At 59.6% G+C, this 26,482-nt stretch carries 30 protein-coding genes and 2 pseudogenes; 17 read left to right on the top strand and 15 right to left on the bottom strand.

The genetic code is table 11. The features are described from left to right. Nucleotides 1-15: 15 nt before the first annotated feature. A complete protein-coding gene (locus AACY18_RS06465; RefSeq protein WP_339464573.1) occupies nt 16-1,374 on the bottom strand; it encodes an MATE family efflux transporter in 1,359 nt (452 codons plus the stop codon). 196 nt (nt 1,375-1,570) lie between these two features. On the opposite strand from AACY18_RS06465, the gene AACY18_RS06470 reads away from it, so the two are divergent. The 3 genes and pseudogenes from AACY18_RS06470 to AACY18_RS06480 all read left to right on the top strand — a co-directional run bounded on the left by AACY18_RS06470 (nt 1,571) and on the right by AACY18_RS06480 (nt 4,343). Next, nucleotides 1,571-2,140 (top strand): chorismate mutase, encoded by a 570-nt coding sequence (locus AACY18_RS06470; protein WP_339433851.1) that lies wholly within the window; start codon nt 1,571-1,573, stop codon nt 2,138-2,140. A gap of 123 nt (nt 2,141-2,263) precedes the next feature. After that, nucleotides 2,264-2,506 (top strand): annotated as a pseudogene (locus tag AACY18_RS06475) (hypothetical protein); the annotation flags it as partial. Between the two features lie 160 nt (nt 2,507-2,666). After that, nucleotides 2,667-4,343, top strand: a complete 1,677-nt coding sequence (locus tag AACY18_RS06480; protein ID WP_339434111.1) for a sensor domain-containing diguanylate cyclase — start codon at nt 2,667-2,669, stop codon at nt 4,341-4,343. 13 nt (nt 4,344-4,356) lie between these two features. Here AACY18_RS06480 and AACY18_RS06485 read toward each other — a convergent pair whose 3' ends face one another. Together AACY18_RS06485 and AACY18_RS06490 are read right to left on the bottom strand one after the other, a co-directional pair. Then, nucleotides 4,357-4,758, bottom strand: a complete 402-nt coding sequence (locus tag AACY18_RS06485; protein WP_339434110.1) for a c-type cytochrome — start codon at nt 4,756-4,758, stop codon at nt 4,357-4,359. 55 nt (nt 4,759-4,813) lie between these two features. After that, nucleotides 4,814-6,145: an aminotransferase-like domain-containing protein gene (locus AACY18_RS06490; RefSeq protein ID WP_339434109.1), complete on the bottom strand. Its 1,332-nt coding sequence runs from the start codon at nt 6,143-6,145 to the stop codon at nt 4,814-4,816. A gap of 91 nt (nt 6,146-6,236) precedes the next feature. On the opposite strand from AACY18_RS06490, the gene AACY18_RS06495 reads away from it, so the two are divergent. Next, nucleotides 6,237-7,130, top strand: coding sequence for a DMT family transporter (locus AACY18_RS06495; protein ID WP_339434108.1), 894 nt, complete (start codon nt 6,237-6,239; stop codon nt 7,128-7,130). Nucleotides 7,131-7,133: 3 nt separating this feature from the next. Here AACY18_RS06495 and AACY18_RS06500 read toward each other — a convergent pair whose 3' ends face one another. After that, a complete protein-coding gene (locus AACY18_RS06500; RefSeq protein ID WP_339434107.1) occupies nt 7,134-7,949 on the bottom strand; it encodes an AraC family transcriptional regulator in 816 nt (271 codons plus the stop codon). Nucleotides 7,950-8,082: 133 nt separating this feature from the next. Here AACY18_RS06500 and AACY18_RS06505 point away from each other — a divergent pair, with 133 nt between their 5' ends. Continuing rightward, a complete protein-coding gene (locus tag AACY18_RS06505; protein ID WP_339434106.1) occupies nt 8,083-8,595 on the top strand; it encodes a carboxymuconolactone decarboxylase family protein in 513 nt (170 codons plus the stop codon). A 53-nt stretch (nt 8,596-8,648) separates the two neighbouring features. On the opposite strand, the gene AACY18_RS06510 is transcribed toward AACY18_RS06505, so the two are convergent. After that, nucleotides 8,649-10,094 carry a SulP family inorganic anion transporter gene (locus AACY18_RS06510; RefSeq protein ID WP_339434105.1) on the bottom strand — a complete coding sequence of 482 codons (1,446 nt, stop codon included), beginning with the start codon at nt 10,092-10,094 and terminating at the stop codon, nt 8,649-8,651. Between the two features lie 173 nt (nt 10,095-10,267). Here AACY18_RS06510 and AACY18_RS06515 point away from each other — a divergent pair, with 173 nt between their 5' ends. Further along, nucleotides 10,268-10,585, top strand: a complete 318-nt coding sequence (locus AACY18_RS06515) for a DUF7693 family protein (protein ID WP_339464575.1) — start codon at nt 10,268-10,270, stop codon at nt 10,583-10,585. Between the two features lie 52 nt (nt 10,586-10,637). Then, a complete protein-coding gene (locus tag AACY18_RS06520; protein WP_339434103.1) occupies nt 10,638-11,183 on the top strand; it encodes a hypothetical protein in 546 nt (181 codons plus the stop codon). A 41-nt stretch (nt 11,184-11,224) separates the two neighbouring features. Here the strand turns inward: AACY18_RS06520 and AACY18_RS06525 are convergent, their stop codons facing one another. After that, nucleotides 11,225-11,860 carry a hypothetical protein gene (locus AACY18_RS06525; protein WP_339434102.1) on the bottom strand — a complete coding sequence of 212 codons (636 nt, stop codon included), beginning with the start codon at nt 11,858-11,860 and terminating at the stop codon, nt 11,225-11,227. 227 nt (nt 11,861-12,087) lie between these two features. On the opposite strand from AACY18_RS06525, the gene AACY18_RS06530 reads away from it, so the two are divergent. Beyond that, on the top strand, nt 12,088-12,351 hold the full coding sequence (locus tag AACY18_RS06530) for a hypothetical protein (protein ID WP_339464582.1): 264 nt from the start codon (nt 12,088-12,090) through the stop codon (nt 12,349-12,351). On the opposite strand, the gene AACY18_RS06535 is transcribed toward AACY18_RS06530, so the two are convergent. The 6 genes and pseudogenes from AACY18_RS06535 to AACY18_RS06560 all read right to left on the bottom strand — a co-directional run bounded on the left by AACY18_RS06535 (nt 12,323) and on the right by AACY18_RS06560 (nt 17,894). Then, nucleotides 12,323-12,856: a cysteine hydrolase family protein gene (locus AACY18_RS06535; RefSeq protein WP_339464576.1), complete on the bottom strand. Its 534-nt coding sequence runs from the start codon at nt 12,854-12,856 to the stop codon at nt 12,323-12,325. The two genes, AACY18_RS06530 and AACY18_RS06535, sit on opposite strands and share 29 nt — an antisense overlap. Nucleotides 12,857-12,923: 67 nt before the next feature. Continuing rightward, nucleotides 12,924-14,651 carry a gamma-glutamyltransferase gene (gene ggt, locus AACY18_RS06540; protein ID WP_339434099.1) on the bottom strand — a complete coding sequence of 576 codons (1,728 nt, stop codon included), beginning with the start codon at nt 14,649-14,651 and terminating at the stop codon, nt 12,924-12,926. Between the two features lie 197 nt (nt 14,652-14,848). Further along, nucleotides 14,849-15,439 (bottom strand): NUDIX domain-containing protein, encoded by a 591-nt coding sequence (locus AACY18_RS06545; RefSeq protein WP_339434098.1) that lies wholly within the window; start codon nt 15,437-15,439, stop codon nt 14,849-14,851. Between the two features lie 114 nt (nt 15,440-15,553). Next, nucleotides 15,554-16,555, bottom strand: a pseudogene (locus AACY18_RS06550) (chitinase); the annotation flags it as partial. Between the two features lie 43 nt (nt 16,556-16,598). Then, nucleotides 16,599-17,234 carry a lytic polysaccharide monooxygenase auxiliary activity family 9 protein gene (locus AACY18_RS06555; RefSeq protein ID WP_339434096.1) on the bottom strand — a complete coding sequence of 212 codons (636 nt, stop codon included), beginning with the start codon at nt 17,232-17,234 and terminating at the stop codon, nt 16,599-16,601. A 222-nt stretch (nt 17,235-17,456) separates the two neighbouring features. Beyond that, nucleotides 17,457-17,894 carry a hemerythrin domain-containing protein gene (locus AACY18_RS06560; RefSeq protein ID WP_339434095.1) on the bottom strand — a complete coding sequence of 146 codons (438 nt, stop codon included), beginning with the start codon at nt 17,892-17,894 and terminating at the stop codon, nt 17,457-17,459. Nucleotides 17,895-18,044: 150 nt separating this feature from the next. Between AACY18_RS06560 and AACY18_RS06565 the strand changes: the two genes are divergently transcribed. Then, nucleotides 18,045-18,470: a GNAT family N-acetyltransferase gene (locus AACY18_RS06565; protein WP_339434094.1), complete on the top strand. Its 426-nt coding sequence runs from the start codon at nt 18,045-18,047 to the stop codon at nt 18,468-18,470. Nucleotides 18,471-18,555: 85 nt separating this feature from the next. Here the strand turns inward: AACY18_RS06565 and AACY18_RS06570 are convergent, their stop codons facing one another. Continuing rightward, entirely contained in the window at nt 18,556-18,906 is a 351-nt protein-coding gene (locus tag AACY18_RS06570; protein WP_339434093.1) for a hypothetical protein, read from the bottom strand. A gap of 135 nt (nt 18,907-19,041) precedes the next feature. Here AACY18_RS06570 and AACY18_RS06575 point away from each other — a divergent pair, with 135 nt between their 5' ends. The 8 genes from AACY18_RS06575 to AACY18_RS06610 all read left to right on the top strand — a co-directional run bounded on the left by AACY18_RS06575 (nt 19,042) and on the right by AACY18_RS06610 (nt 23,679). Then, nucleotides 19,042-19,371, top strand: coding sequence for a DUF6388 family protein (locus AACY18_RS06575; protein WP_221730362.1), 330 nt, complete (start codon nt 19,042-19,044; stop codon nt 19,369-19,371). Between the two features lie 25 nt (nt 19,372-19,396). Continuing rightward, nucleotides 19,397-20,101, top strand: coding sequence for a YoaK family protein (locus AACY18_RS06580; protein WP_339434092.1), 705 nt, complete (start codon nt 19,397-19,399; stop codon nt 20,099-20,101). 111 nt (nt 20,102-20,212) lie between these two features. Then, nucleotides 20,213-20,605, top strand: coding sequence for a sulfurtransferase complex subunit TusD (gene tusD / locus AACY18_RS06585; RefSeq protein WP_339464577.1), 393 nt, complete (start codon nt 20,213-20,215; stop codon nt 20,603-20,605). Between the two features lies 1 nt (nt 20,606). Continuing rightward, on the top strand, nt 20,607-20,963 hold the full coding sequence (tusC, locus tag AACY18_RS06590; protein WP_339434090.1) for a sulfurtransferase complex subunit TusC: 357 nt from the start codon (nt 20,607-20,609) through the stop codon (nt 20,961-20,963). Further along, nucleotides 20,963-21,256: a sulfurtransferase complex subunit TusB gene (tusB, locus tag AACY18_RS06595; protein ID WP_339434089.1), complete on the top strand. Its 294-nt coding sequence runs from the start codon at nt 20,963-20,965 to the stop codon at nt 21,254-21,256. The genes tusC and tusB overlap by 1 nt, the downstream gene beginning before the upstream one ends. After that, on the top strand, nt 21,253-21,588 hold the full coding sequence (locus tag AACY18_RS06600; protein WP_339434088.1) for a TusE/DsrC/DsvC family sulfur relay protein: 336 nt from the start codon (nt 21,253-21,255) through the stop codon (nt 21,586-21,588). Before tusB ends, AACY18_RS06600 begins: the two co-directional genes overlap by 4 nt. Next, the gene (locus AACY18_RS06605) at nt 21,585-22,586 is read left to right on the top strand and encodes a glycosyl transferase family protein (RefSeq protein WP_339464578.1); all 1,002 of its coding nucleotides are present in this window, start codon (nt 21,585-21,587) and stop codon (nt 22,584-22,586) included. The genes AACY18_RS06600 and AACY18_RS06605 overlap by 4 nt, the downstream gene beginning before the upstream one ends. Nucleotides 22,587-22,677: 91 nt before the next feature. Next, nucleotides 22,678-23,679: a glutathione S-transferase family protein gene (locus AACY18_RS06610; protein ID WP_339434086.1), complete on the top strand. Its 1,002-nt coding sequence runs from the start codon at nt 22,678-22,680 to the stop codon at nt 23,677-23,679. 116 nt (nt 23,680-23,795) lie between these two features. Here AACY18_RS06610 and cysG read toward each other — a convergent pair whose 3' ends face one another. Both cysG and serS read right to left on the bottom strand, forming a co-directional pair. Then, nucleotides 23,796-25,190, bottom strand: a complete 1,395-nt coding sequence (gene cysG, locus AACY18_RS06615; RefSeq protein WP_339434085.1) for a siroheme synthase CysG — start codon at nt 25,188-25,190, stop codon at nt 23,796-23,798. Then, nucleotides 25,191-26,471, bottom strand: coding sequence for a serine--tRNA ligase (serS, locus tag AACY18_RS06620; protein ID WP_221730371.1), 1,281 nt, complete (start codon nt 26,469-26,471; stop codon nt 25,191-25,193). Between the last annotated feature and the right edge of the window lie 11 nt (nt 26,472-26,482).

Consider the following 26,482-nt stretch of genomic DNA (forward strand, 5'->3'; position numbering starts at 1 on the left):
CGGTTATGCCAACCACTAGACCAGGCGTTCAATCTTCTGATGCCGCCAGACCAGTTTGTAATACACCGTCTGCAACACCAGCATGCCCAGATACGCCACCGGAAACGCCATCCACACACCCTGCAAGCCAAAGTGCCCGTCCAGCCAATACGCCGCCGGCAATTGCACGCCCACCACGCAGACAATCGCAATCACCACCGGCACCAACACCGTGCCACTGGCGCGCATGATCCCGCCGATGATTGCCTGGAAACCGAACACCAACAGGCTCCACAACATGATGTGCAACAAATGCTCAGCCATTGCTCGGGTCGAGTCGTCGGTGAGGAATAACCCGAGCAACCAGTGCGACAGCACATAGCCCAGCACAATCAGGCCACCGGTCAGGCACACATTGATCAACAGCCCCGTGCGCAGGATCGGCCCCATGCGCTCCAGCCGCCCGGCCCCAATGGCCTGTGCGCCCAGGATCGAAGCGGTGATCGCAATCGACAACGCCGGGAACTGCACATAGTTGACGATCTGCGTCACCGCGCCATACGCCGCCGTCGCTTGCGAGCCGTGCTGGTTGACCAGCGCCAGAATCACCAGCTCCGACAGCGACAGCACGATCATCTGCACGCCGGTCGGCAGGCCGATACGCAGGACCTTGCCAAGAATCACCCCGTCCAGGCGCAGCGCTTTAAAGAACTCGCGATCGAGCGCCAATGGATGACCCTTGCGGATCAGCCGCCATGCAAGCCACGCCATCGCCGACAGGTTGCCGGCGAGCCCCGCAAACGCTGCACTCTGGATGCCCAGTTGCGGCAAGCCGAACCAGCCACGAATCAACGCCGGTGTCAGCGCAAGCCCTACACAGGTCGACACCATCAGTGCCAGCAGTGGCGAAACCGTGTCGCTCACCCCGCGCAACAACTGCGTGAACAGCACAAAGGCCAGCAGCGACGGCAAAATCCACATCATCACATGGGCATACGCCACCGCATCGTCCAGCACGTCGGCGGGCGTGCCCAACCCCGTCAACGCCTGCCGCGCAAACACACTGCCCAACACCGCTGCCACCAGACCAATCAACACCCCAAGCAACAGCGTTGCCCCGGCAATCGCCTTGACCATGTGCGATTCGCGCGCCCCCCATGCCTGACCGATCAACACCCCCGCGCCCGCACCCAGGCCAATCACCAGGGCGATAAAAAAGAACACCACGGGAAACATGCCCGACACCGCCGCCAGCGCCTGGGTGCCCAACATCTGACCGATGTAGATGCTGTTGATCGTGCCCGACATCGATTGCAGGAAGTTGGACAGCACCATCGGCGCAAGGAACAGCAGGTAGGTTTGCCAGAGGGGTTTGGTGGCGGTGGGGGTTTGCATTAAATGAGGTCCATCTCGACGGCGGGAAGGCTGATTGAGGATAGCTTCGGTGAGTTGGGTGCGGGGTGCAATTAACATTTCAGTCAGTGTTGATTCTTGCGCACCTTGTCTGTGTAACGGGCATGGGTCTGTTATGTGTCGGTTCGCAGTTGTGGTAAACAACAACCCGTTAATGTCATCCATTGAGGTTCTGTTAATGCCCCCCTTTCGAAAGCTGCTGATCAGCACTGGCCTAGCCTTACTCGCTGGCACTTCTCACGCTGCTACATCGACGCCAGCTCCTGAGTCCTTGCAACCGTTGCTGCTGACACTGAACGAACGCCTGAATATCGGCGATCTCGTCGCTTTGACCAAGTGGGACAGCGGCAAACCGATTCAGGACAGTCCACGGGAAGCGCAGGTCATCGCCAATGCCCGCACGCTGGCCAGCGAGCGCAAGCTCGATCCGGAAGATGTCTCGCAGTTGATTGCCGCGCAAATGGAAGCCAACAAACTGGTGCAATACGGTTTGCTGGCCCAATGGCAAGCGGCCGGTGCCGCGCCGAACACGCCGCGCCCGGATCTGGGCAAGCAGATTCGCCCGCGTCTGGATGAACTGCAAACCCGTCTGCTGCAGCAATATGCCGACTTTGCGCCTTATCGTCATGATTCCAGTTGCCCGGCCTGGCTCGCCAAGGCGCGCAGCGGTCTGACCCATGACGCGTTGCATGCGTTGGCGCTGACCCGCGCAACCGGGGAGTTGTGTATTCGGGCAATAGCCCCGTAGGACGGGGTTCGGGCAGACATCGCTGGCATCGATAGTCACCATCACGTCAATGAAGTTCTCATAAAAAATCCGCGGCGTAACATCGGCTCCAGACAAACCCAATACACCTCGGAGCACACGATCATGAAACGCCAAACCCTTCTCAGCCTCGCTTTCTCGGTTTTCGCAGTTAACGCTTTTGCCGCCACTCCCGCTCACACCCTGGTCGCTGAAGGCGGCTCGGATCGGTTGATTGAAAGTCGTGTCGCTGAAGGGGGTTCGGATCGTCTGATCGAACGCCGTGTTGCCGAGGGTGGCTCGGATCGTCTGATCGAACGCCGTGTTGCCGAGGGTGGCTCGGATCGTCTGATCGAACGCCGTGTTGCATGAATCACTGGCGCCACCACTGTCCCATCGAAGAGCCCGGCCTGATCAGCCGGGCTTTTTTGCGTCCACTGTTTCGGCACGTTTCATCAACCACATCGCTGGCAGCCCATCGACGATGTCGCATACCATGGCGCCACTCACACAAAGACAGACATCGCTCATGCTCAAAGCCAGTCTGCGTAGCCACCTCACCCTTTGGTTTACCGGTTTGTCCCTGCTGACGTTGTTGAGTGTCGGCTTTTATGTCGGGCACATCGCCACTGAACAGATGAAACAGGCCAGCGGTAATGCGCTGCTCAATACTGCGCGGTCGGCGGCCACGTCGCTCGGCGAACAACTACGCGAGCGCCAGCTTGAGGTTTATATGCTCAGCCGGGCGTCTCATCTGGAGCGTGGCGATCTCGATAACCCGGCGATTCTGAAGTCGATGCAGTTGCGCACTCAGGCGCGTACCGAGTACGCGTGGATGGGCGTAACCGACGCCGAGGGTCGCGTACATCAAGCCGTGAATGGGCTGTTGGTCGGTCAATCGGTGCAGCAACGACCGTGGTTTCAGGCCGGGTTACGTGGCCAATACACCGGTGATCCCCATGAAGCCGTGCTGCTGGCCAAGTTACTCCCGGGCATGCCAAACGGCGAACCGCTGCGTTTTATCGATTTTGCCGCCCCCATCCACAATGCCGAGGGCCAGGTGATTGGCGTGCTCGGCGCCCACGCTCACTGGAGCTGGATCACGCGTATCGTCGAATCGGCGGCGTTTTCGCACAAGAACGCTTCGCCGGACATTGAGGCGCTGATCATCGATAACGACGGGAAGGTCTTGTATCCCGAAGCCCTGATGGGCCAGCAACTGGCAACGAACGATTCGAAGTCGAGCGGATGGTCCGTCGGTAACGGTTATCTGACCAGCATGGTCACCGTGCCCACGCCATCAACCACGAAACTGTCGTGGTCGATTGCCTTACGTCAGCCACTGGAAACCGCACTGCAACCGGCACACCTGCTGCTCTATAAGCTGTTGATTCTTGGGGTTTTCGCAGCCGTGATATTTGGTGTGGTGGCGTATTACCTGGCGCTGTATCTGAGCCGTCCGATCGAGCAACTCGCGCGCTCGGCCAAACAGGTACAGGACAACCAGCCCGGCGCGCACTTCCCTCTTCAACATCCGGTTCGGGAAATTGCCCAGCTCGGCCAGTCAATCGAGGCGATGACCCATTCGCTGCTCGGCAAAGAGCGCGAACTGCAGCAAGCCAACGCCACGCTCGAAGCCACCGTGGCACAACGCACCGCCGACCTCATGCAGGCCAACGCCGAGTTGCTGAACCTCGCGACTCACGACGCCCTGACCGGCGTCTTCAACCGTCGCCGTTTCGACGAAAAACTCACCGAATACAGCCTGCTGTTCCGGCGCACGGGGCGGCCGTTCGCGTTACTGCTGATCGACGCCGACCACTTCAAACGCATCAATGACACCCACGGTCATGCGATCGGCGACGAAGTGCTGCAACAATTGGCGCAATTGATTCAGACCAGCCTGCGCACCACCGACTTCGTGGCACGTTACGGCGGTGAGGAGTTCGCCGTACTGCTGCCGGAAATCAGCATGCCCGACACGCCTGAGAGGGTCGCCGAGAAGATCCGCGCTGCAGTGGCCGAGGCTGATTTCGCCACCGCCGGGCAGGTGACGGTCAGCGTCGGTGTCGGGTTGGCTGACCCGGCGGACAACAGCCCCGGCAATCTGATCAAGCGCGCGGATCAGCAGTTGTATCAGGCCAAAGCGGCGGGTCGTAATCAAGTGGCCAGCCACGGTTACAGTGCAACGCCGACACAACCGTAGGCGTTGCCTGGTTTCACTGGGCAGCGCCTACCGGGGAAAACACCTGCAGATACGCCAGCAGATTTTCAAGTTTTTCCTCGTCGCTCAGCCCCCAGAAAATCATCCGCGTGCCCGGCACCACGCCCTTGGGATCTTTCAGGTAAGCCTTCAGTGTTTCGTGATCCCAGGTCACCCCTGAGTTCTTCATTGCTTCGGAATACACGTAATTCGCCGACGTCCCGGCCGGTCGACCGATGATGCCGTTGAGCTGTGGGCCAAATCCCGGGCGAGCGGATTCGCCGACCTGATGGCAGCCGCCACACAGGCGCGGGAAGATTTTTGCGCCGGCTTCAGGGTCGCCTGCGGCGTGGGCAGTGATGCTGAGCAAGCCAGCCGTGAGGATCAGAACTGAAGACAGTGACGCGCGGTTTTTCATTTAGGGTTCCGGGGCGGCATAAAAGACGGGCGGCGCAAGGGTAGCACTTTGGTTTTCACAGGTAAGCGCCAACGACCTTTCTGACAGTGATCAAGGCCTGGCGCAACACCGCCATGTCCACCGAGCCCAATGCCAGGCGAATCGCGTGTGGCGCATGGGGCGACACGGAAAACGGCTCGGCGGTGGTGACCGAAATCTGTTCGTGCATCAATTCGACGACCATTTGATCGGCGCGCACGTCTTCCGGCAGCGGGAGCCACAGGAAGTACGAGGACGGATGGCCGATGCAGGTCAGCCCTTTGAGCCACTCGGCGGCCAATGCCTGGCGCGCCTTGGCGTCTTGGCGTTTTTGTTCTTCAAGCCGTGTGACGGTGCCGTCGTCGAGCCAGCCGCAGGCCAGCGCCGTCATCACGCCCGGCGTGTTCCAGGTGGTAGCGCGAATGATGCGCTCCAGTGCCGGCACCCTGGGCGCAGGCGCCGCGATAAAACCGACGCGCAGGCCCGTGGCAATATTCTTGGAAAGTCCCGTCACGTACACCGTGCGCTCAGGCGCCAGGTCGACCAACGCACGCGGTGGGTTTTCCACCAGAAACGCGTAGGCCGCATCTTCAATGATTGTCAGATCATGCCGCCGGGCAATCGCGACCAGTTGCTCACGCTGCTCAAGAGGCGTCACCCACCCTAACGGATTGTGCAGGGTCGGCATGCTGTAGACGGCGCGCACCGAACGGCTGCGACAGAGCGTTTCCAGCGCCTGAAGATCCGGCCCCTGATCGCCGAGCGGGATCGCCACCACTTCCAGATGCAGGGCCTCGGCCAACACCTTGAACCCGGAATAGGTCAGCGCATCCGCCGCGATCACGTCGCCCGGTTTGAGCAGCGCCATCAACGTCACCGCCAGTCCTTGCTGGGCACCGTTAACGATCAGCACTTGCTCGGTGTCGACCTGTACGCCACGGGTTTGCAAGTGTCGAGCGACAGAGGCGCGTTCGTGTTGACGACCCGCGTGGGGTTGGTAGCGCAGCAGCGCTTCGAGATCACCGGACAATGCCAATTGCCGCAGCGCAGTGCGCAACAGGTCAGCCTGACCGGGCAGCGACGGGTAATTGAAATTGAGGTCGATCATGCCGACCGCTACGTCCTTTTGATCAATGCCCAGCCCCGCCGATAACGACGTTTCACGCACAAACGTCCCTCGTCCGGTCTCGCCGCTGACCAGGCCCATCGCCTCCAGTTCGGCGTACACCCGCGAGGCCGTGACCAACGCCAACCCCTCTTTGGCGGCCAGTTCTCGATGAGTGGGCAATCGCGTACCGGGCGCCAAACGGCCCGCGCGAATATCAGCGGCGTAGAGGTCAACAAGGGTCTTGTAGCGCGAGCGTGGCATGTCGGAATGTATCCATGACAATTCTTTGATTGTGCTGATTTTCGGCCCCAGCATGGCGGCAATGCAACCCCACCTTTGAGCGTGCCTTAACATGGAACGGATTTCGAACCTGACTCACCCGGCCGTGGAAAAAACCAGCGGCTGGATCAACGGCTTTATCGGCGTGGTGATCTTCAGCGGATCGCTGCCGGCCACGCGGGTGGCGGTGCTGGAGTTCGATCCGGTGTTTCTCACCGTGGTGCGCGCCGCCATCGCCGGGTTGTTGGCGGTGACATGGCTGTGGTTGTTTCGAGCGCGGCGACCGGCACGGACTCAGTGGCGGTCGTTGCTGATTGTGGCCATGGGTGTGGTGCTTGGGTTTCCACTGTTGACCGCACTCGCGTTGCAACACGTCACGTCGGCGCATTCGATTGTTTTTGTAGGATTGCTGCCACTGTCTACTGCGATGTTCGCCGTGCTGCGCGGCGGTGAGCGGCCTCGACCGGTGTTCTGGGGCTTTTCGCTTCTGGGCAGTGCCTTGGTGGTGGGCTTCGCGCTATCCCAGGGTATCAGCGCCTCGCCCACCGGTGACTTGCTGATGCTCGCGGCGATTCTGGCGTGCGGCCTGGGTTATGCCGAAGGCGCAAAACTGTCGCGAAGCCTCGGCGGCTGGCAGGTGATCTGCTGGGCATTGGTGTTGTCGTTACCCGTGATGGCACTGTTGAGTCTGTGGCTGGCGCCCGCCTCGCTCAATCACATCAGCCTGTCGGCGTGGCTGTGCCTGGCCTACGTGTCGCTGTTCAGCATGTTGATCGGGTTTGTGTTCTGGTATCGCGCACTGGCGCAGGGCGGGATCGCGGCAGTGGGGCAGTTGCAGTTGTTGCAACCGTTTTTCGGTTTGGCGCTGGCCGCGACGTTGCTGCATGAACAAGTCAGCATCGGCATGCTCGCGGTGACGCTGGGCGTGATTGTGTGTGTGGCCGGGGCGAAGAAATTCGCCCAATAATGCTCAAGTGCCGGCCTTCCACTCCCGAGGGCTTGATCCGGTCTTGCGTCGAAACGCCCGGGCCAGCGCCGAAGGACTTTCGTAACCGACCTCTTCGGCGATCAGTGCAATCGGTTTGCCCTCGCGCAGGCGTTTCTGCGCGAGGCTGACCCGCCAACTCAGCAGGTAATCGGCCGGAGTCTGCCCGACGACGCGGCGAAACTGCTCGGCAAATCCGGCGCGGGACAGATTGGCAGCAGTCGCCAGGTCAGCCACGCTCCAAGGTTTTGCCGGTTGTTCGTGTATCAGGTTCAAGGCGCGAGACAAACGCGGATCGGCCAGCCCGGCCATCATCCCCGGTTGTTGGTCACGATTGCTGATGAGGTGGCGCAACAGCAGAATCACCAGCAATTCGAACAGCCGATCCATCACGGCGACGCGCCCGCAATGCCCTTCGAAAGCTTCCTTGAACAGCCACTCCAGGGTATTGCCCAGCTCGGGGATCTCGGTGAGTTTGAGCACCAGATAATCCGGCAGCGCGGCTGCCAGAGCGTTTCCGGAGCCGCCGTCAAAGGTCAGTGTCGCGCAGACCACTCTCGTGTCCATGGACTCGTCGGCAAACATTCGGTGGGCAAAGGGTCTGGGAAAAAAAACCAGCGACGGTTCATCGAGTCGTATCTCACGCTCATTGCCCGGTTTGAGCAACAACTCCCCCGCCTGCAGCAGATGCACATGCCCGTTTGGCTCGCCGTCGTGAACGCTGATGCCGCAAAAGTTGCCGCTGTGAAACGTGCCGGCATGGACAGCGAAATGACTGAGTAACGTGGAAAGGCGATCCATGGGCGACTCCTCAACGGCATATCTGGACGAACTGTCGCATATCCTCGACGATTTGCAGCCAATACGCCAGTCACCCTCATTAACATCCTCTCCATCGCCGGTGCACTTCGCACCGGACTTTCGGAGAATCACCATGAGCCGCATCCACGCTATCAGCCTCGACACCGCCACCGACGCCACCCGCCCGGTACTCGAAGGCGTAAAAAAGAAAATCGGCTTCCTGCCCAACGTGTTCACCACACTGGCCAAGGCCCCGGTGGCGCTTGAGACCTACCTGCAAGCTTCCGCGATACTCGGTAAAACCTCGCTGAGCGCCAAGGAGAAAGAAGCGGTTTACCTCGCCACTTCGCAGGTCAACGGTTGCGATTATTGCCTGGCGGCGCACACCCTGTTTGCCAGCAAGGCCGGACTATCGGCGCAGGACATCGGCGCAGCGCGTCAGGGCGAACTCAATGCCTACGCCGCCCTCGCCCATCAACTCACCGAAAGCCGAGGTCAGTTGAGCGATGAGCAGATTGCCGCCGCCCGCGCTGCCGGGATCGATGACACGAAAATAATTGAGGTGATTGCGCTGGTGGCGGTACAGACACTGACCAACTACCTGAACAATGCAGCGTTGACCGATATCGATTTCCCGGCAATCTGAAACCTGGATACACAAAACCCAGTGGGAGCCAGGTTGCTGGCTCCCACTGTTGATCAGTGGTGCTCCACTCCGGCACGTTTGAGCAGTTTCTTGCAGCGTTCCGACAGATGAAACACCTGCAAATGCTTGCCGGCCTTTTCGTAACGCTCACGCAGGGTTTTCAGCGCGGCAATCGCCGAGTAATCGACAAAGCTCAAATGCCGGCAATCCAGCGTCACTTTTTGCGGATCGTTGGCCGGGTCGAACTGGTTGAGGAACGGCGTCGCCGAGGCGAAAAACAGCGTGCCGTGCAAGCGATAGAGTTTGCTGCCGTCGGCTTCCATGTGCTGATCGGCGTACAACTCGCGAGCCTGCTGCCAGGCAAAATTCAACGCGGCGATGATGATCCCGCACAGCACCGCCGTGGCCAGATCGGTGAACACGGTGATGATGGTCACAGCGATGATCACCAGCACATCGTTGAGCGGCACTTTGTTCGCCACCCGCAACGAGGCCCACGCGAAGGTCTGCTGCGAGACCACGAACATCACGCCGACCAGCGCCGCCAACGGAATACGTTCGATCAGCGGCGACAGAAACAGAATGAACAACAGGATCAGCACGCCCGCCACCACGCCGGATAAACGCCCGCGCCCGCCAGAGCTCAAGTTGATCACGGTCTGGCCGATCATCGCGCAGCCGCCCATGCCACCAAAGGCACCGGAAACCATGTTCGCCGCACCCAGCGCCACGCATTCGCGATCCGGGTAGCCACGGGTTTCGGTGATTTCGTCAGTGAGGTTGAGGGTCAGCAGGGTTTCCAGCAGGCCGACCAGCGCCATCAGGATCGCGTAGGGGGCGATGATGCGCAGGGTTTCAAAGTTCCACGGGATGTCCGGCAACGCGAAGGTCGGCAGGCCACCAGCGATATGCGCCATGTCACCGAGGGTGCGGGTCGGCAGGCCGAGCAGATACACCAGCAGGCCAACACCGAGGATCGCCACCAGTGCCGGCGGCACCGCACGGGTCAGGCGCGGCAAGATGTAGACGATAGCCATGGTCAACAGCACAAGCCCGGTCATCAGGTACAGCGGCGTGCCGCTGAGCCAGTCTTCACCGCTCTTGAAATGCTCCAGTTGCGCCAGCGCAATGATGATCGCCAGGCCGTTGACGAAGCCGAGCATCACCGGGTGCGGCACCATTCGCACCAGTTTACCCAGGCGCAACAGCCCGAACGCCATCATGATCAAACCGCCCAGCAACACCGTTGCCAGCAGATATTGCACGCCTTGCTGCACCACCAGCGCAACGATTACCACCGCCATCGAACCTGCCGCACCGGAGACCATCCCAGGCCTGCCACCGAACAACGCGGTCAGCGTACAAATGATGAAGGCGCCGTACAGGCCCATCAGCGGATTGAGGTGGGCCACCAGCGCAAATGCAATGCATTCGGGCAACAGGGCGAACGAGGTAGTGAGTCCGGCCAGGACATCGGCGCGCAGACGTATCGGTTTCATGGCTTACCTGATTGAGCGGCCGACAAACACGGCCGCTTTTATTGGGTGAAAAGAGTGTTGCGCAAAAGAGGGTTGCGAATGTTACGGAATTGTCCGCGATGGGGCCAGTGATCGCTGACACTTGTGGACCCGCGCTTTATGCTGGCGCTCTTGTGCACTGATCGAGTTCGAACATGGCTGTATTTCTGACCGCCCGCGAGGTTTGCCAACGATTGCGTGAGGCTGCGCTGGGCGTACTCGCGCTCAAGGTGTGCGAAACATCCACCGGATCAGGATGGGTAGTGGTCGACATCGAAGGCTGGCACCTGCTGCTGGATTTTGCAGAACAACAGTTGCATCACTGTGAATACGCCCGCAATCCCGATGGCCAGGAAGGCACGCTTGAGACGTGGCAGCGCTATGGCACTGATCCGGTGAGTTTGCTCAGTACCTGGGAATTGGCGCAGGTTGAAGCCTTGTTGATGGGGCCGGCGAACACGGTTGCTCAATGATGGCACTATGCCCATAATTCGCCCCCCTTATATTCCCACGCAAGGAACTGCCGTGAAGAAGTCGCTATTGTTGATCCCGATGTTGGCGCTGTTGCTGCAAGGGTGTGGCATGACCATGACCCGCTATGAACCGAGCTACGAAAACGTCCAGAAGCTCAAACAAACCCCGCCGCTGCATGCGATCAGCAATCCTCAGGTCACCGCGCAATCCGGTGAAGGCTCGCTGTTTGTGCGCGCCAATCCTGTCCGTTCACCGTCCGGCAGCATCCCGGCGCACATCCAGGACGCCATCACCGAAGAACTGCGCAAGGCCGGTCTGCTGGATCCGCAAGCGCAGCGTCAGTTAAAAGTGCTGGTGGTGAAGAACGAACTCAGCGCCGGCATGGGCACGGGTAACGGCAAACTGGCTGCGCGTTTCACCCTGCTCAACGGCAACGATGTGGTGTACGACGCGACCAAGGATGTCAGCAGCCAATGGAGCAGCAGCTTCTTCGGGTTTATTGCGATCCCGAACGCGGTCAACGCTTACAACCCGATGCTGCGTGACCTTCTGAAGGAACTGTACAGCGATCCGCAGTTCGTTCAGGCATTGAAGTAACAGACAAAAAAAGAGCCGCAATCGCGGCTCTTTTTTTGGCTTCAGGCCCGTGGGATTTGGGCTCCAAGTGATGAGTATTTCAGGCTGTTGCGCTCGACCATTTGCTTGAGCAGTGCGTTGACCTGGCGAGTGAAGGTGTCACTCATTGCCTCTTTAGGCGTGTTGGCCATCAGCGGGATGAACCAGATACCGAACCAGGTGCCAATTGCATCGTGATTGCTCGCGGTCGTCGTCGCCTGACCTTGATCATCGAGGGTTTCCAGGCTCATGGTGTACTGATCGGTGCCATAAGCCGGGATCACCATCATGCTGAAACCGCTGATGAACGCCAGCACCATTTGCCCACCATTAGGCGGATGGTTGTACACCTTCAAACGCAGGTTGTAGTCGCCCGGCTGCTTCTGAAATTCGTCCAGAGTGACACGGCCGAACAGGCCGGAGTCGGAGAGGATTTTCTGCAGTTGTGGCTTGAGTTGATCGCGCGCCTGCGGCACTTCAGTGGCAGAGGCACTTTTCGGCTCGCCCTGATAGAAATCGAAATCAACATAAACATTTGGCTTATTGGCGTAATTGGCCATCGACGGCAGTGTCACCGGCGCCACTTCATCTTGGGTGAAACTGGCGCAACCGCCCAGCGTGATGACCAGGCCCAGCGCCAGGACTTTCCCGAATTGCATAATGTCTGTCCCTCTGTAAACAATGCCGAATGATGGCAATACGCCTCCACCTCGGAAGCCGGGCGGATTCTAGAGCGCGCGACCGTTTGGGGAAAGACTGAATGGGAAAAACTGGCAAAAAATTTGTCTTCACTGATGCCAAACGAGCTGACTGATTCCAGACCAAGGAAAACCTTTACTGCAAAGTGCTGCCGGGTTTTGTCGAACCGCTGCGGGAAGCCTCGGCGGTGCTGCGCGAAAGCGATGATCCGCTGATCGGCTTGCGCGCCTATGTGGCGGCGCGAATTCGGATCGCTCGCGAGCATCCGTGCATCGCCGAAGTGTCCAGCGCTGAACGGCTGTTCGGCAGTCAGCAGTCGCCGGCTGAATGCCGTGATTGCTGCACGCCGAATCGCAGTGCAATGTTGAATGACCCACCGTTTTCGCGAGCAAGCCCGCTCCCACATGGACGACTCGGTGTGGCTAGAACACGATATCGACGGCAGGTTTGACGTCGACCCGCGCCACCGAACCGGTCAGGTGCGCGAGGTCTTTGTTATGTTCGGCAATGATGTCTTCAGCCTTCATGTTGCCGTTATCAAGGGTGGAATGAGCGTCCGAGGCCAGCACCACGTCGTAACCCAACTGATGGGCCTGGCGCACGGTAGCGTTGACGCAGTAGTCGGTTTGCAGGCCGCAGATCACCAGGCTTTCAAAGTCTTCGATCGGCAGCAGCTTGCTCAGATCGGTCTGATAGAAAGAGTCCGGTGTGGTTTTGCGTACTCGCAGATCGTTCGCCGAGGTCTCAAGCCCTTCGGCGAGTTGCCAGCCATCGGCGCCATGGGCCAGGGGGCTGTCGTTTTCCTCATGTTGAATGAACACCACCGGAACCCCTGACTGACGCGCGCGGGCGCTGAGGTCGTTGATGGTGTCGATCACGCGGAGGACGTCGTAGCACTGGTATTGGCCCGAGCACAGGGCACGCTGGACGTCGATGATCAGTAATGCGGTTGTCATGATGAGCCTTCCTTGATCAATCCTTGAGGCGGGGACGGACGCGAGCCCGCCCCCTTTTTTACGCCTTTCAGTAACCCAGCGACAACCCGGTATTGCGACGTGGGTCGTTGGCGCCGTAGAAACGGTTTTTCCCTACCGGCTGACCGCCCAGTGACGGCGCACCCACCAGGATCGCGGCAATGTGGTTGGCATCCTGCGGCCCGGCAAACTTGTGGCCCCAGCTCTCGAGGATTTTCTTCGTGTCCGGGCTGGCGGCGAAGTCTTCGAGGTTGGTTTCTTCCGGCATCCATTGCTGGTGAAAGCGCGGCGCATCGACCGCTTCCTGCAAGCCCATGCCGTAGTCGATGACGTTGAGCATGGTCAGCAAGGTGGCCGTGATGATGCGGCTGCCGCCCGGCGTGCCGACCACCATCACCACTTTGCCGTCCTTGGTGACGATGGTCGGGCTCATCGACGACAGCGGTGCCTTGCCCGGCGCAATGGCGTTGGCTTCTCCCTGTACCAGACCGTACATATTCGGCACGCCGACCTTGGAGGTGAAGTCGTCCATTTCGTCGTTGAGGATCACCCCGGTCTTGCTCGCCATCACGCCCGCGCCAAACCAGTCATTGAGAGTGTAAGTGACCGACACCGCATTGCCCCACTTGTCGACGATCGAATAGTGCGTGGTGTTGCTACCTTCATGGGGCGCCACGCCGGGTTTCAACTCAGCCGACACGCCGGCCTTCTGCGGCTGGATCGCATTGCGCAGTTGGGTCGCATAGTTTTTGTCCAACAGGTGCCCGATCGGATTCTTCACAAAATCCGGATCGCCGAGGTAGCTGTTGCGATCCACGTAAGCGTGACGCATCGCTTCGATCTGGTAGTGCATGCCTTGGGCCGAATGGAAGCCCAGATCCTTCATCGGATAGCCTTCAAGAATGTTCATGATCTCGCAGATCACCACACCGCCGGAGCTCGGTGGTGGTGCCGAAACCACGTGATAGCCTCGGTAATCGCACTCAATGGGCGCCAGCTCGCGCGTCTTGTATTGATCGAGGTCGGCCTGAGTGATGATGCCTTTGTTGGCCTGACTGGACGTGACGATGGCGTCGGCCACCCAGCCTTTATAGAAACCGTCGGCGCCTTTTTCGGAAATGGTGCGCAGGGTCTTGCCGAGGTCCTTCTGCACCAGTTTTTGCCCGACCTGCATCGGCTCGCCGTTGCTGAGGAAAATCGAGCCGGAATCACGCATGTCCTTTTTGAACACGTCGGTGGCGTATTCGAGCAGCTCGACGTCACCCTGCTCCAGCTCGAATCCGTCCTCGGCCAATTTAATCGCCGGGGCGATCATCTCCGTGCGTGGTTTGGTCCCGTACTTGCTCAGCGCCAATTCCATACCGGACACAGTGCCGGGCACGCCGACCGCCAGGTGCCCACGGGTACTCAGGTCGGGGATGACGTTACCTTCCTTGTCGAGGTACATGTTGGCGGTCGCGGCCAGTGGGGCTTTTTCGCGGAAATCGAGGAAGGTCTTGCGCCCGTCCGCCAATTGAATGGTCATGAAGCCGCCACCACCAAGATTGCCCGCAGCGGGATAAACCACCGCCAGCGCATAACCCACCGCCACCGCCGCATCCACCGCGTTACCGCCACTTTTCAATACATCGACGCCCACATGAGTGGCCAGGTGTTGCGCGGTCACCACCATGCCGTTTTCGGCGGCAACCGGCGCCACCGACGCGGCGTGAGCCATCACGCAACTGAGTGCCAGTGAGGTCGCAATCAGCGATTTGGTCAACGGTTCGTACTTCATGAGTCGATCTCTTTTTTGTTTTAGGGGCTGTGCAAAACAGAGGGGAACGCTTCAAACGCATCAAGCAGTATGGCCGGGTTTGCGCATTGCGCCTGCCCGCTCTCGGGCACAGCGCTGGCAAAAAATTCCAAGTCACTTTGCAGCCCACCCTCGCCAATACGGGGTCGCTCTGAAGCAACAGCAGGTTCGATCCGGGTTCAGGCAGCGAACAGGTTTTTCATCGCCGCATATTGCAATAGCATGATGGTCTTGGCATCGCAGATCTCGCCGCGATAAAACGCTGCCATCGCATCATCAAAAGACCACTCCAGCACGTCCAGTTCTTCCGTCTCTTCTTCCAGGCCCCCACCTTCGCTGACCTTCGATGCTGCATCGTATTCGGCAATGAAGAAGTGCAGTTTCTCGGTCACCGAGCCAGGACTCATGTACGCCTCGAACACCTTCTTCACTTCACTGACGCGATAGCCGGTTTCTTCCTCGGCCTCGGCACGAATCCGTTGTTCAGGGGCCTCACCTTCAAGTAACCCCGCCGCCACTTCGATCAACAAACCGTCATGGCCGTTGACAAACACCGGCAAGCGGAACTGACGGGTCAATACCACCGAACGCTTCTCGCGATTGAACAGCAGAATCGCTGCGCCATTACCCCGGTCATAGACCTCGCGAGTCTGGCGCTGCCACTCGCCGTTATTTCGGTGATAGTCGAAGGTGATTTTCTTCAATAGATACCAGTCGTGGGACAACACCTGAGTGTCGATGATATTGACCCGCTCGGCTGTGGTAGACATGGCGCCTGATCCCTTTTTCATCGGTAAGCAGCCATGGTCGAATAATCTCTGCAACAAAAAAAGCCCGGCAGCGCTACCGGGCTCACTCAGTTGCAACTAACTCGCAAGGGTTCCGTGAATCAGCGGCCCATAACGCCGGCTGAACTCCCAGTTGTACGGCACGCGGTCCTTGCTCACACCGTTGTCCCAGTTAACCGACCAAGTCATGAGGCCCTTGATCGGATGCCCCTTGATGGCCAGCCGTTTGAGCACGTTGCCCACCACGGTTTTGTCGATCACATAACCGGTGGCCGCCGCATCGACGTTGGCCGGCAGACCGATGACGAATTTGTCCGCCGCGATCTTCGTGAATCCCCGAGTCCCCGTCACCAGACTTTCGGTCAGGTAATACAGGAAGTCCTCCTTGAGCGCGTCGTTGTTCTGCGCGATCCACGCACCGGCACCGTTGTTGGCCTCAGGCACCCAGACCCCGTCGCCACCCTGGTTGTAGAACTGCGGGGCGATGAAGTCGTAGTAGCCTTCCAGCGCTTGCAGGTAGCCGACGTATTTGCCGGTGCTGGTGAGATACGGGAACTCCGGGGCCATGCTGATGATGAAGTGCTTGCCTTGGCCGGCGTAGTGATCCTTGACCAGTTTCAGCGCTGCCGGCAGCACCGTCTTGTTGGCAGCGAAATCAATCGCGCTCTGTTCAAGATCGATGTCCAGCCCATCAAAACCGTAGGTTTCCACCAGACGGATGATTTCATTGGCCAGCGGTTGCTCCTGACCGCTGCGCAACTCGATGTGCGCATCGGCGCCACCCAGGGAAATCAGGACGGCCCGCCCTTGACTGTTGAGCACGCCGACCTGGCGGCGGAACTCGGCATCGGAAACGTTGAATGGCTTGAAGGTCGGGATACCGTTGCCCCTCATGAAGGCCACGGCGACCACGTTGTATTCCTTGGGTACATCCTCCAGCGCGATGCTGGCGAATCGGCCCTGACGATACCCGTCGCTCGGCCCCGCCGGCCAGTTGTGCCAGAAGCCCATGAGGATTTTTTTACCGGCAATGCTCGGCATCAGCGCAGCAGCATCGCTCGCCGCGTTTTGCACCAGAGAAAAATCAATTTTTGACATGTTCTAATCCTTCAGAACGTGTGGGTTTGGCGACGTTGCGCCGTTATTTGAAGTCGACGTCGAAGGCCTGATAGAAAGCGTTGCCGGTGTTGGCGACGATCCACATCAGTACGATGACGTGATGCCCCTTCTTGTTCGTCGGAAGCTTTACCTCGTGGTTAACCTTGGCCTTCATCTCGGCCGAATGGCTGTAATACGGCACCTGAGTGTAGAAGTCTTCGAAGAACGGTTGCGCTTCCAGTTGGGCGCGGGTAATGCGTTGGTTCGAGTCCCAGCCATCCTTGGTGATCAGCCAGCGATAACCACGCGTAGTGTGCGGCGCGGTGTATTCCCACTTGATTTCCAGGGTCTGCCCCGGTGTGACATTGAGCAGCGGCCAGGCGAACGGACGACCGAGCTTTTTGCTCATTTCGTCGTTGGTGAAGTTCACGCAGTCGCGGGGATCGGTCTTGCCGCCGCTGAGAATGTAGCCGTCAGCAGGTGGCGCGACACTGTCAGAGTCGGTTTCGTAGGGCGCCGGAAACGGCCCGGCAGCCAGTGCCGGGAAGTTCTTGCCACCTTCCATTTCATTGACCTGCCAGGCACCGAGCAGTCCTTGCTCGATAGCGACCGCACCCCGGCTCGCCGGGGAAGTGACGCGACCGTGTCGCAGTTGGGTTTGTACTTGTGGTTGATTCATGTTTTTCACTCCGTTGATTTAAGAACTCTCCTTTGCGAGGAGAGGCCTTCAAGCTAACGGAGACGGATTTTTTGTCCATCGGCGGTTTTGTCGCAGTCAGACCGGGCATCATCGGTAAAGTGACCGAAACACTGGATATAAACACAGTGCATTGTGGCGACTCGTACTCGACACATAGCCAAAGGCGTACGCGTCGAGGTTACAAAATCGTGCATCTGCGACTCAAGGCAGTTGAGCCTGGAACTCCTTTTCGTACTGCCCGGCGAGCTGCTCTTTCTGTTTCTCGTCGAGCAACTTTCCGGCCATCTGGAAGAACTTCTGCTCCTCTTCCTCAAGGTGGTGGTGGACCTTGTCCGAGAGCTTTTTAGCCGTCGCCAGCCATGCCGGACTGGACATCTCGGTCTCGTCCAGTTCTTCCATCATTTCGTCCATTTCATGGTGCTCGGAAATGGCATGACGGCTGAGATCGACACCGTTGTCGAACTCCATCAGCGGGATGTAGAAGTGTCGCTCTTCAGCCGTTTCATGAGCTTGCAGTTCGGCTTTGAGCTGTTTGTAGGCCTCGACCCGCTCGGGGCTGTCGCCACTGGTCTTGACCAAGGCTTTGGCGTAGCTGCGCTGGCGGTCGTGGCTCTCGCGAAGGGCTTCGAAAATGTTCATGGGGTGTCCTCATCAACCGCGTGCTGGAATGACGCTGTAAATGGCTAGACCCCGGCGCGGGAGCGGTGGTTCCAGCGGTTTTAAACTGACGCTTGGAACACGACCACCAGGCAGGATAGTCTGGCGCCTTACTCCACAAGGAAGTCATGCATGAACTTGCGCATCGAGTTGTCAGAGAACCCGAACGAAGAACAACGCAACGCCATCCTGGCGCCGCTGCGTGCCCACAACGTCGCCAAAGCAGGCCCCTCGACACTGGAGCCCATTGCACTTTTGGTCCGTGACGAGCATGACGCGATCCTTGGCGGCCTGTATGGCCACACGTTCTATCGGTGGATGTTCATTGAACTGTTGGCGGTGCCGGAAGAGGGCCGCGGTCAGGGCATCGGCTCAAAATTGATGCAGATGGCCGAAGAGCTTGCGCGCAAGAAAGACTGCGTGGGGATCTGGCTGGACACCTTCTCGTTTCAGGCGCCTGAGTTTTACAAGAAAGTGGGCTATAGCGAGTGTGGCGAGATTACGGATTATCCGCTGGGGCACAAGCGGCACTTTTTCCAGAAGCGCCTTGTAGATTGAATTCAGTAGCGCTTTTGTAAGCAAGCCGCCCCACATTGAAAGGCATTTCAAAGGTGGGGCGGGCTTGCGACGCTTCAACCCACGATCAGAGACAAGTCGCCAACGCCGCCAAACGCCGCTTGGCGACAAAATCGTCCTTCTGCGCGTAATAATTCAGCGTCGTGCCCGATGGCCCCGTCAGCACATCGACAAACGACTCAGCCGAACGGGTATAAACCGTCGTGCCACCCTGCTGGCGCGATTCCAGATACGCGGCGGCATCCACGCCGAAAACCGCTTCATCCTGCCAGCCGAATTGCACGCACTGAGCCACTACTTTCTCCGCCTTGTCCGAAGTCAAAACCTTGTAAGGGGTTTTGGTGCGAGCATCGTTCATCGCGGAGCCCGCGCAACCGGCCAGCAGCGTCGCCGCCAGCGCTACCATCAAAATTCGCATTGCGTTCGCCCGTTCAGAAAAAAGCGGACTGTATCATCGCAGCAGCAGAAATCGTTCTGCTTTACTGCATTTATAGCGCGACATGCGCTGTCAGCTACGGCAACCTAAGGTCATCAGCCTCACAAAGGAAAACACATGGCGCCTACCGACCAGCGACATGAACATGCCCTGAAACTATTTCTCGACGCGCGGCCTGATTTGCGCGAAACCCTCGACCACCTCAATCCATTGCTGGCCCAGGCCAAAGGCGAAACCCAAGCGCAGTTTCGCGAAGAACGTCTGCACGAAGCCTACGAAGAGGAGGCAGAAAGCCTTGGCTTGTTCGCTTGGGAACTGACCTTGAAACTGACCGCCGATTCGCCTGAGGAGTATCAGGCGCAACGTCTGGAGGTACATCGTGAAGTCGCGGAGATGGCCGGCATGGAATGGCTGGAATACTGCGATCTGTATGGCATAGAACCCTAACCGCCGCTCAAGGACACTTTCGCCGATGCTGCCATCCGCCTCGACTCACCGCGCCAGCCCCGGCCATCTGCACAAGCAAAAATGGCGCGGGCGTGTGGGCCTGGCGCTGGTTGCCAGCCTGTCGGTACTGGCCGGGATGACCGACGCTATCGGCTTCATGGCCAGCGGCGACTTCGTTTCGTTCATGAGCGGCAACACCACCCGACTGGCGGTGGCGATCAGTGATGGCGATATCGGGCTGACCGTGCGCCTGGTGATTCTTGTCGTGACGTTCATTGTCGGTAATGCCTTGGGCGTGCTCGTCGCGCGTCTCGGCGGACGCCGGGCGCTGCCGCTGCTGCTCTGCATCGCCACCCTGCTCTGCGCGTCGGCGGCCTGGCCGTTTGACACGCAACTGCCGGCGCTGCTCGCAGCGATTATTGCGATGGGCATGCTCAACGCGTCCGTCGAAGAAGTGAACGGCCTACCGGTTGGGCTCACCTATGTCACCGGCGCGTTATCGCGGTTTGGACGCGGTCTGGGCCGATGGTTGCTCGGCGAGCGGCGCAGTGGCTGGCGCGTGCAGCTCGTGCCGTGGAGCGGGATGTTTGTCGGCGCAATTGTGGGCGCGGTGCTGGAACATCATTTAGGCCTCAAGGCAATGTTCGTCAGCGGTGTGCTGGCCGCGATGATCGGGCTGCTCTCTCTGAAAATCCCCAGGCGCTGGCAATTGGGTTACATGCCGCGCTGACGACTCAGCGTTTTTTGCCTGACACTTCGCTATCGCCAGCAGGCAACATCGATTTAGCCGCCTCGCCGATAAAGCTTTATCATGGCCGCAGTTTTGCTGATCGAGTCCGTCATGAAGTTCGCCATTGCGCTGTTTTCCGCCGCCCATGCGCCCTCCTCGCGCCGTGCCCTGCTGTTTGCGCAGGCCGCACTGGCCGCCGGGCATGAGATTGTCCGGCTGTTTTTCTATCAGGACGGCGTCTACAACGCCTGCGACGCGGTGGTCACCCCGCAGGACGAACTGGACGTGCCCAAGCAGTGGCGCGCTTTCATCAGCGAGCAACAACTGGACGGCGTGGTGTGCATCGCCGCGGCCCTGCGCCGAGGGGTGCTGAACGACGAAGAAGCCAAGCGCTATCAACGCGGCGCCGTCTCCGTCAGCGCACCGTGGGAACTGTCCGGCCTCGGCCAGTTGCATGACGCGGTGCAAGACGCTGACCGCCTGATCTGTTTTGGAGGTGCGTGAGATGGCCAAATCCTTGTTGATCGTCAGCCGCCAATCACCGTGGTCCGGCCCCGGCGCCCGCGAAGCGCTGGATATCGTGCTGGCGGGCGGTGCTTTCGATCTGCCGATCGGCCTGTTGTTTCTCGATGACGGCGTGCTGCAATTGGCCGCTGGACAAAACGCCAAGGCGCTGCAACAGAAAGACCTGAGCGCCAACCTGCAAGCGTTGCCGATGTTTGGCGTCGAAGAGCTGTTCTACTGCGCCGACAGCGCCAGTTCCCGTGGCCTCGCCGATCTATCGCTGGACGAAGCACAACCGCTCGCTGCCGAGCAAATCACCGCCCTTATTGACCGTTACGACCAGGTGATCACCCTCTGATGTCGACTTTGCATGTGTTGTCTCACTCACCATTCGGCGACGATCGCCTGACCAGTTGCCTGCGCGTGATCGGCAGCGCCGATGCATTGCTGTTGTCGGGGGACGCGGTGTACGCACTACAACCGAACACCGCGCCATTCACTGCACTGCAAAACCGTCAAATCAAGCTTTTCGTCTTGGCCGAAGACGCACAGGCCCGTGCTGTGCAGGTTCCGGACTGGGCGCAAGCGATCGATTATCCGGCCTTCGTCGAACTGTCGATCCAGCACGACAAGGTCAACAGTTGGCTATGAATTCCATGACCCTCGGCGATCGCGCCATCGATCTGGACAAAGACGGCTTTCTGGTTGATCTGAGCGATTGGTCTCACGATGTCGCCGCCGCCCTCGCCGCCGCCGAAGGCATCGAGTTGACGCCTGAACACTGGGAAATCCTCGAACTGCTGCGCAGCTTCTATGCCGAATTCCAGCTCTCGCCGGCCACTCGACCGCTGATCAAATACACCGCGTTAAAACTCGGACCGGACAAAGGCAACAGCCTGTACCTGAACCGATTGTTCAAAGGCACCCCCGCCAAACTCGCCGCGAAACTGGCGGGCCTGCCCAAACCGACGAATTGCTTATGACCGACTTTCCAGCGCTCACCCTCGAAACACCCGCCGAACATCCGTTCGCTCAATTTGTGCGAATTCTGGGCAAGGGTAAACGCGGCGCCCGCGATCTGACCCGTGAGGAAGCCCGCGAAGCCATGGGCATGGTGCTCGACGACAAGGTCGAAGACACCCAGCTCGGCGCGTTTCTGATGTTGCTGCGGCACAAGGAAGAAAGCGCCGAAGAAATGGCCGGTTTCACCGAGGCCCTGCGTGAGCGATTGCAGGCGCCGGCGCTGAATGTCGACCTGGACTGGCCGACCTACGCGGGCAAGAAACGTCATCTGCCGTGGTATCTGCTGGCGGCCAAGTGCCTGGCGCAGAACGGCATACGCATCTTCATGCACGGCGGCGGCGCGCACACCGCCGGACGTCTGTACAGCGAGCAATTGCTGGGCGAACTGAATATCCCGCTGTGCCGCAACTGGCAACAGGTCGCCGTCGCACTGGACAACGGCGGGCTGGCGTTCATGCCGCTGGTGGACTGGGCGGCGCCACTGCAACAGATGATCGACCTGCGCAACACGTTGGGGCTGCGCTCACCGATCCACTCGCTGGCGCGGATTCTCAATCCGCTGGGCGCACGTTGTGGGCTGCAAAGCATTTTCCACCCGGGCTATCAGGCGGTGCACCGCGATGCCAGTGGTTTACTCGGTGACACGGCGATTGTGGTCAAGGGTGATGGCGGCGAAATCGAGATCAACCCGGATGCCACCAGTCACCTGTACGGCACCACAGGCGGCGAGAGCTGGGACGAGGAATGGCCGCAAATGTCGACGCAACGTCATGTCAAACCAGCCTCGCTGGACGTCGATCATTTGAAAGCCGTGTGGCGCGGCGACGTCGTCGACAGCTATCCGCAGATGGCGTTGATCTCGACCATGGCGCTCGCCCTGCGCGGTCTCGGCCAGAGCCGTGAGCAGGCGTTCGAAACCGCCGAGCAATACTGGACTGCGCGGGATAAATCGATTTAACCGATCATTTGCGCCTGATCTTTGCGCTTTTTGTTCGAACTCATGGGAATAGACTCGACGCCAACGATTATTGGTTTCAGGAGCCTTGGACATGGGTTTATTAGTGGATGGCCTTTGGCAGGACAAGTGGTACGAAAGCACCAAGGACGGCGCGTTCCAGCGCGAACAGGCGCAGCGCCGGCACTGGGTCACCCCTGACGGCAAGCCCGGCCCTAGCGGTGAAGGTGGTTTTGCCGCCGAAGCCGGGCGCTATCACCTCTACGTTTCCCTCGCCTGTCCATGGGCGCATCGCACGCTGATTCTGCGCAAACTCAAAGGCCTGGAAAGTCTGATCGACGTCTCGGTAGTCAGTTGGTTGATGCTGGAGAACGGCTGGACCTTCGACACGTCGCTAGGCTCGACCGGTGACAAGCTCGATCACTTCGATTTCATGCACCAGCGCTACACCGCTGACACCGCCGACTACACCGGTCGCGTCACGGTGCCGGTGTTGTGGGACAAGAAACTCAAGCGCATCGTCAGTAACGAGTCAGCGGAGATCATCCGCATGTTCAACAGCGCCTTCGATGGTTTGACCGCCAACGACCTGGACTTCTACCCAGCGCCACTGCGCGGTGAAATCGATGCGCTGAATGAACGGATCTATCCCGCCGTGAACAACGGCGTATATCGCGCCGGGTTTGCCACGTCGCAACAAGCTTATGAAGAAGCGTTCGATGAGGTGTTTGCAGAACTGGATCATCTGGAGCGCGTGCTCGGTGCCAATCGCTATCTATCCGGCGAGTACCTGACGGAAGCAGATATCCGTTTGTTCACCACGTTGATTCGCTTTGATGCGGTCTATCACGGGCACTTCAAGTGCAACCTGCGGCGGATTGCCGACTACCCGAACCTGTCGAACTGGCTACGTGAGCTGTATCAGTGGCCGGGGATTGCCGAGACGGTGGATTTTCAGCACATCAAACATCACTACTACGGCAGTCACAAGACCATCAATCCGACGGGGGTTGTGCCGAAGGGGCCAGAGCAGGACTTCACTGAGGCCCATGATCGGGCGCGGTTGGGCGGGAAAGGGGTGTGGCAGAGGGGTTAGTTGATTCGGTGTTTTTGAGGGCCTCTTCGCGAGCAAACTCGCTCCCACACTAGATCTGTGTCGTTCACAAATCCAATGCGGGAGCGAGCTTGCTCGCGAATGAGACGACGCGGTCTTCAGACCTGCGCCTGAGCGCCCTCAAACCACGCCAGTTTCTCGCGCAGTTGCACCACTTCACCGACGATCACCAATGTCGGTGCATGCACTTCATGCTCTGCCACCATTCGCGGCAAGTCAGCCAGCGTGCCGGTGAAGACGCGCTGATTGACCGTGGTGCCCTGCTGAATCAGCGCTGCCGGGGTGTCCGCCGAGCGACCGTGCTTGATCAACTGCTCGCAAATCACCGGCAACCCCACCAGGCCCATGTAGAACACCAACGTCTGCGCCGGGGCGACGAGGTCGGCCCACGGCAGATCGGTGGATCCGTCCTTCAAATGCCCGGTGACAAAGCGCACTGACTGCGCGTAATCACGATGGGTCAGCGGAATCCCGGCGTACGCCGCACAACCGCTGGCTGCCGTGATACCGGGTACGACCTGGAATGGAATGCCGTGCGCGGCCAGCTCCTCGATCTCTTCGCCGCCACGGCCGAAGATAAACGGATCACCGCCCTTCAATCGCACGACTCGCTTGCCGGCCTTGGCCAGATCGACCAATTGCTGGTTGATCTGATCCTGCGGCACAGCGTGGTCGGCGCGACGCTTACCGACGTAAACCCGCTCGGCATCGCGACGGCACAGATCAAGAATGGCCGGTGCGACCAAACGGTCATACAGCACGACGTCAGCCTGTTGCATCAGACGCAGCGCACGGAAGGTCAGCAGATCGGGATCACCCGGCCCTGCTCCCACCAGATATACCTCACCCGTGGTGACGTCGGCCTCGCCATCGATCTTCGCTTGCAGCAGCCGCTCGGCCTCGGCGCCCTGCCCGGCCAGTTGCCGGTCGGCAATCGGCCCCTGAAACACGTCTTCCCAGAACCCGCGACGCTGCTGCACATCCGGAAAAAGGCTTTTGACCTGATTACGGAAACGCGCGGCGAGACCGGCCAGTTGTCCGTAGGTCGACGGAATCCAGGTTTCGATCTTGGCGCGGATCAACCGGGCCAACACCGGCGCATCGCCGCCGCTGGAGATCGCAACGATCAGCGGCGAGCGATCGACGATCGCCGGGAAGATCACGCTGCACAAGGCCGGGGCGTCGACCACGTTGACCGGCACGCAACGCCGATGGGCATCGGTGGAGACTTGTGCGTTGAGCGCTTCGTCATCCGTGGCAGCAATGATCAGCACGCAACCGTCCAGATCCGCTTCCGCGTAACCGCGAACCCGGCATTCGCCACCGCTGGCCACGACCAGCTCACGCAGCTGTGTTTCGATTTCAGGTGCAACCACCCGCAGCTGCGCACCGGCATCGGCCAGCAGGCGGGATTTGCGCAAGGCAATTTCCCCCCCGCCGACGACCAACACACGACTGCCGCGCAGGTTGTGAAACAGCGGCAGATATTTCATTTAGCCGATGACCTCAAGGCCACCCATGTAAGGCTTCAGCACGTCCGGCACGCGGATCGAACCGTCGGCCTGCTGATAGTTTTCCAGCACGGCAACCAGCGTGCGGCCAACAGCCAGACCGGAACCGTTGAGGGTGTGTACCAGTTCAGGCTTGCCGGTTTCCGGATTGCGGAACCGCGCTTGCATACGACGGGCCTGGAAATCGCCGCAGTTGGAGCACGACGAGATTTCGCGGTATTTGTCCTGGCTCGGAATCCACACTTCCAGGTCGTAAGTCTTGACGGCGCTGAAGCCCATGTCGCCGGTGCACAACGCCAGGGTGCGATACGGCAGACCGAGCAATTGCAGGACTTTTTCGGCGTTGGCGGTCAGGCCTTCCAGCGCTTGCATCGAGGTCGACGGCTCAACGATCTGGACCATTTCAACCTTGTCGAACTGGTGCTGACGGATCATGCCGCGGGTGTCACGGCCCGACGCACCGGCTTCGCTACGGAAGCAGGGTGTATGGGCGACGAACTTGATCGGCAACAGTTTCGAATCGACGATTTCGCCGGCGACGATGTTGGTCAGCGACACTTCCGCCGTCGGGATCAGGTACAGATCGGCTTCGCCTTCGCGAGCGATCTTGAACAGGTCTTCTTCGAACTTCGGCAATTGACCGGTACCTTGCAGCGCCGGAGCCTGAACCAGATAAGGCGTGTAAGCCTCTTCATAGCCGTGCTCGTTGACGTGCAGGTTGATCATGAACTGCGCCAGTGCGCGGTGCAGACGGGCGATCGGGCCACGCAGCAGGGCAAAACGTGCGCCGGACAGTTTGGCGGCGGTTTCAAAGTCCAGCCAGCCGAACTTTTCGCCCAAGGCGACGTGGTCCTGAACCGGGAAATCGAACGCGGTCGGAGTGCCCCAGCGGCGCACTTCAACGTTGTCATCTTCGTCTTTGCCGACCGGCACGGATTCGTGCGGCAGGTTCGGGATACCGAGCAGGATCGAGTCCAGTTCGGTCTGAATTGCGTCCAGCTCGACTTTGCCGGCGCTCAGTTCGCCCGCCATGCGCTCGACGTCCGCCATCAGCGGTGCGATGTCTTCGCCACGCTGTTTGGCCTGACCGATGGATTTGGAACGCGCGTTACGCTCAGCCTGCAATGCTTCGGTGCGGGTCTGGACGGTCTTGCGCTGTTCTTCCAGCGCTTCGATGCGCGCGGTATCCAGGGCAAAGCCACGGGAAGCCAGGCGGTCCGCTACGTCCTGAAGGTTGCTACGTAACAGTTTGGAATCGAGCATGTCGGTTTCTC

The sequence above is a fragment of the Pseudomonas sp. EA_65y_Pfl2_P74 genome (assembly GCF_963970575.1).
GTDB classification, from domain to species: domain Bacteria; phylum Pseudomonadota; class Gammaproteobacteria; order Pseudomonadales; family Pseudomonadaceae; genus Aquipseudomonas; species Aquipseudomonas baetica_A.

Bases quoted from the DNA above. Each gene is read 5' to 3' on its own strand.
- AACY18_RS06510 (WP_339434105.1), bottom strand. From the start codon at position 10,094: ATGAAACCGATACGTCTGCGCGCCGATGTCCTGGCCGGACTCACTACC.
- AACY18_RS06555 (WP_339434096.1), bottom strand. From the start codon at position 17,234: ATGAATCAACCACAAGTACAAACCCAACTGCGACACGGTCGCGTCACT.
- AACY18_RS06485 (WP_339434110.1), bottom strand. From the start codon at position 4,758: ATGAAAAACCGCGCGTCACTGTCTTCAGTTCTGATCCTCACGGCTGGC.
- AACY18_RS06575 (WP_221730362.1), top strand. From the start codon at position 19,042: ATGGCGCCTACCGACCAGCGACATGAACATGCCCTGAAACTATTTCTC.
- AACY18_RS06535 (WP_339464576.1), bottom strand. From the start codon at position 12,856: ATGACAACCGCATTACTGATCATCGACGTCCAGCGTGCCCTGTGCTCG.
- tusD (WP_339464577.1), top strand. From the start codon at position 20,213: ATGAAGTTCGCCATTGCGCTGTTTTCCGCCGCCCATGCGCCCTCCTCG.
- AACY18_RS06580 (WP_339434092.1), top strand. From the start codon at position 19,397: ATGCTGCCATCCGCCTCGACTCACCGCGCCAGCCCCGGCCATCTGCAC.
- ggt (WP_339434099.1), bottom strand. From the start codon at position 14,651: ATGAAGTACGAACCGTTGACCAAATCGCTGATTGCGACCTCACTGGCA.
- serS (WP_221730371.1), bottom strand. From the start codon at position 26,471: ATGCTCGATTCCAAACTGTTACGTAGCAACCTTCAGGACGTAGCGGAC.
- AACY18_RS06565 (WP_339434094.1), top strand. From the start codon at position 18,045: ATGAACTTGCGCATCGAGTTGTCAGAGAACCCGAACGAAGAACAACGC.
- AACY18_RS06545 (WP_339434098.1), bottom strand. From the start codon at position 15,439: ATGTCTACCACAGCCGAGCGGGTCAATATCATCGACACTCAGGTGTTG.
- tusB (WP_339434089.1), top strand. From the start codon at position 20,963: ATGTCGACTTTGCATGTGTTGTCTCACTCACCATTCGGCGACGATCGC.
- AACY18_RS06560 (WP_339434095.1), bottom strand. From the start codon at position 17,894: ATGAACATTTTCGAAGCCCTTCGCGAGAGCCACGACCGCCAGCGCAGC.
- AACY18_RS06465 (WP_339464573.1), bottom strand. From the start codon at position 1,374: ATGCAAACCCCCACCGCCACCAAACCCCTCTGGCAAACCTACCTGCTG.
- AACY18_RS06610 (WP_339434086.1), top strand. From the start codon at position 22,678: ATGGGTTTATTAGTGGATGGCCTTTGGCAGGACAAGTGGTACGAAAGC.
- AACY18_RS06515 (WP_339464575.1), top strand. From the start codon at position 10,268: ATGGCTGTATTTCTGACCGCCCGCGAGGTTTGCCAACGATTGCGTGAG.
- AACY18_RS06490 (WP_339434109.1), bottom strand. From the start codon at position 6,145: ATGCCACGCTCGCGCTACAAGACCCTTGTTGACCTCTACGCCGCTGAT.
- AACY18_RS06570 (WP_339434093.1), bottom strand. From the start codon at position 18,906: ATGCGAATTTTGATGGTAGCGCTGGCGGCGACGCTGCTGGCCGGTTGC.
- AACY18_RS06505 (WP_339434106.1), top strand. From the start codon at position 8,083: ATGAGCCGCATCCACGCTATCAGCCTCGACACCGCCACCGACGCCACC.
- cysG (WP_339434085.1), bottom strand. From the start codon at position 25,190: ATGAAATATCTGCCGCTGTTTCACAACCTGCGCGGCAGTCGTGTGTTG.
- AACY18_RS06480 (WP_339434111.1), top strand. From the start codon at position 2,667: ATGCTCAAAGCCAGTCTGCGTAGCCACCTCACCCTTTGGTTTACCGGT.
- AACY18_RS06525 (WP_339434102.1), bottom strand. From the start codon at position 11,860: ATGCAATTCGGGAAAGTCCTGGCGCTGGGCCTGGTCATCACGCTGGGC.
- AACY18_RS06495 (WP_339434108.1), top strand. From the start codon at position 6,237: ATGGAACGGATTTCGAACCTGACTCACCCGGCCGTGGAAAAAACCAGC.
- AACY18_RS06500 (WP_339434107.1), bottom strand. From the start codon at position 7,949: ATGGATCGCCTTTCCACGTTACTCAGTCATTTCGCTGTCCATGCCGGC.
- AACY18_RS06600 (WP_339434088.1), top strand. From the start codon at position 21,253: ATGAATTCCATGACCCTCGGCGATCGCGCCATCGATCTGGACAAAGAC.
- AACY18_RS06470 (WP_339433851.1), top strand. From the start codon at position 1,571: ATGCCCCCCTTTCGAAAGCTGCTGATCAGCACTGGCCTAGCCTTACTC.
- AACY18_RS06605 (WP_339464578.1), top strand. From the start codon at position 21,585: ATGACCGACTTTCCAGCGCTCACCCTCGAAACACCCGCCGAACATCCG.
- tusC (WP_339434090.1), top strand. From the start codon at position 20,607: ATGGCCAAATCCTTGTTGATCGTCAGCCGCCAATCACCGTGGTCCGGC.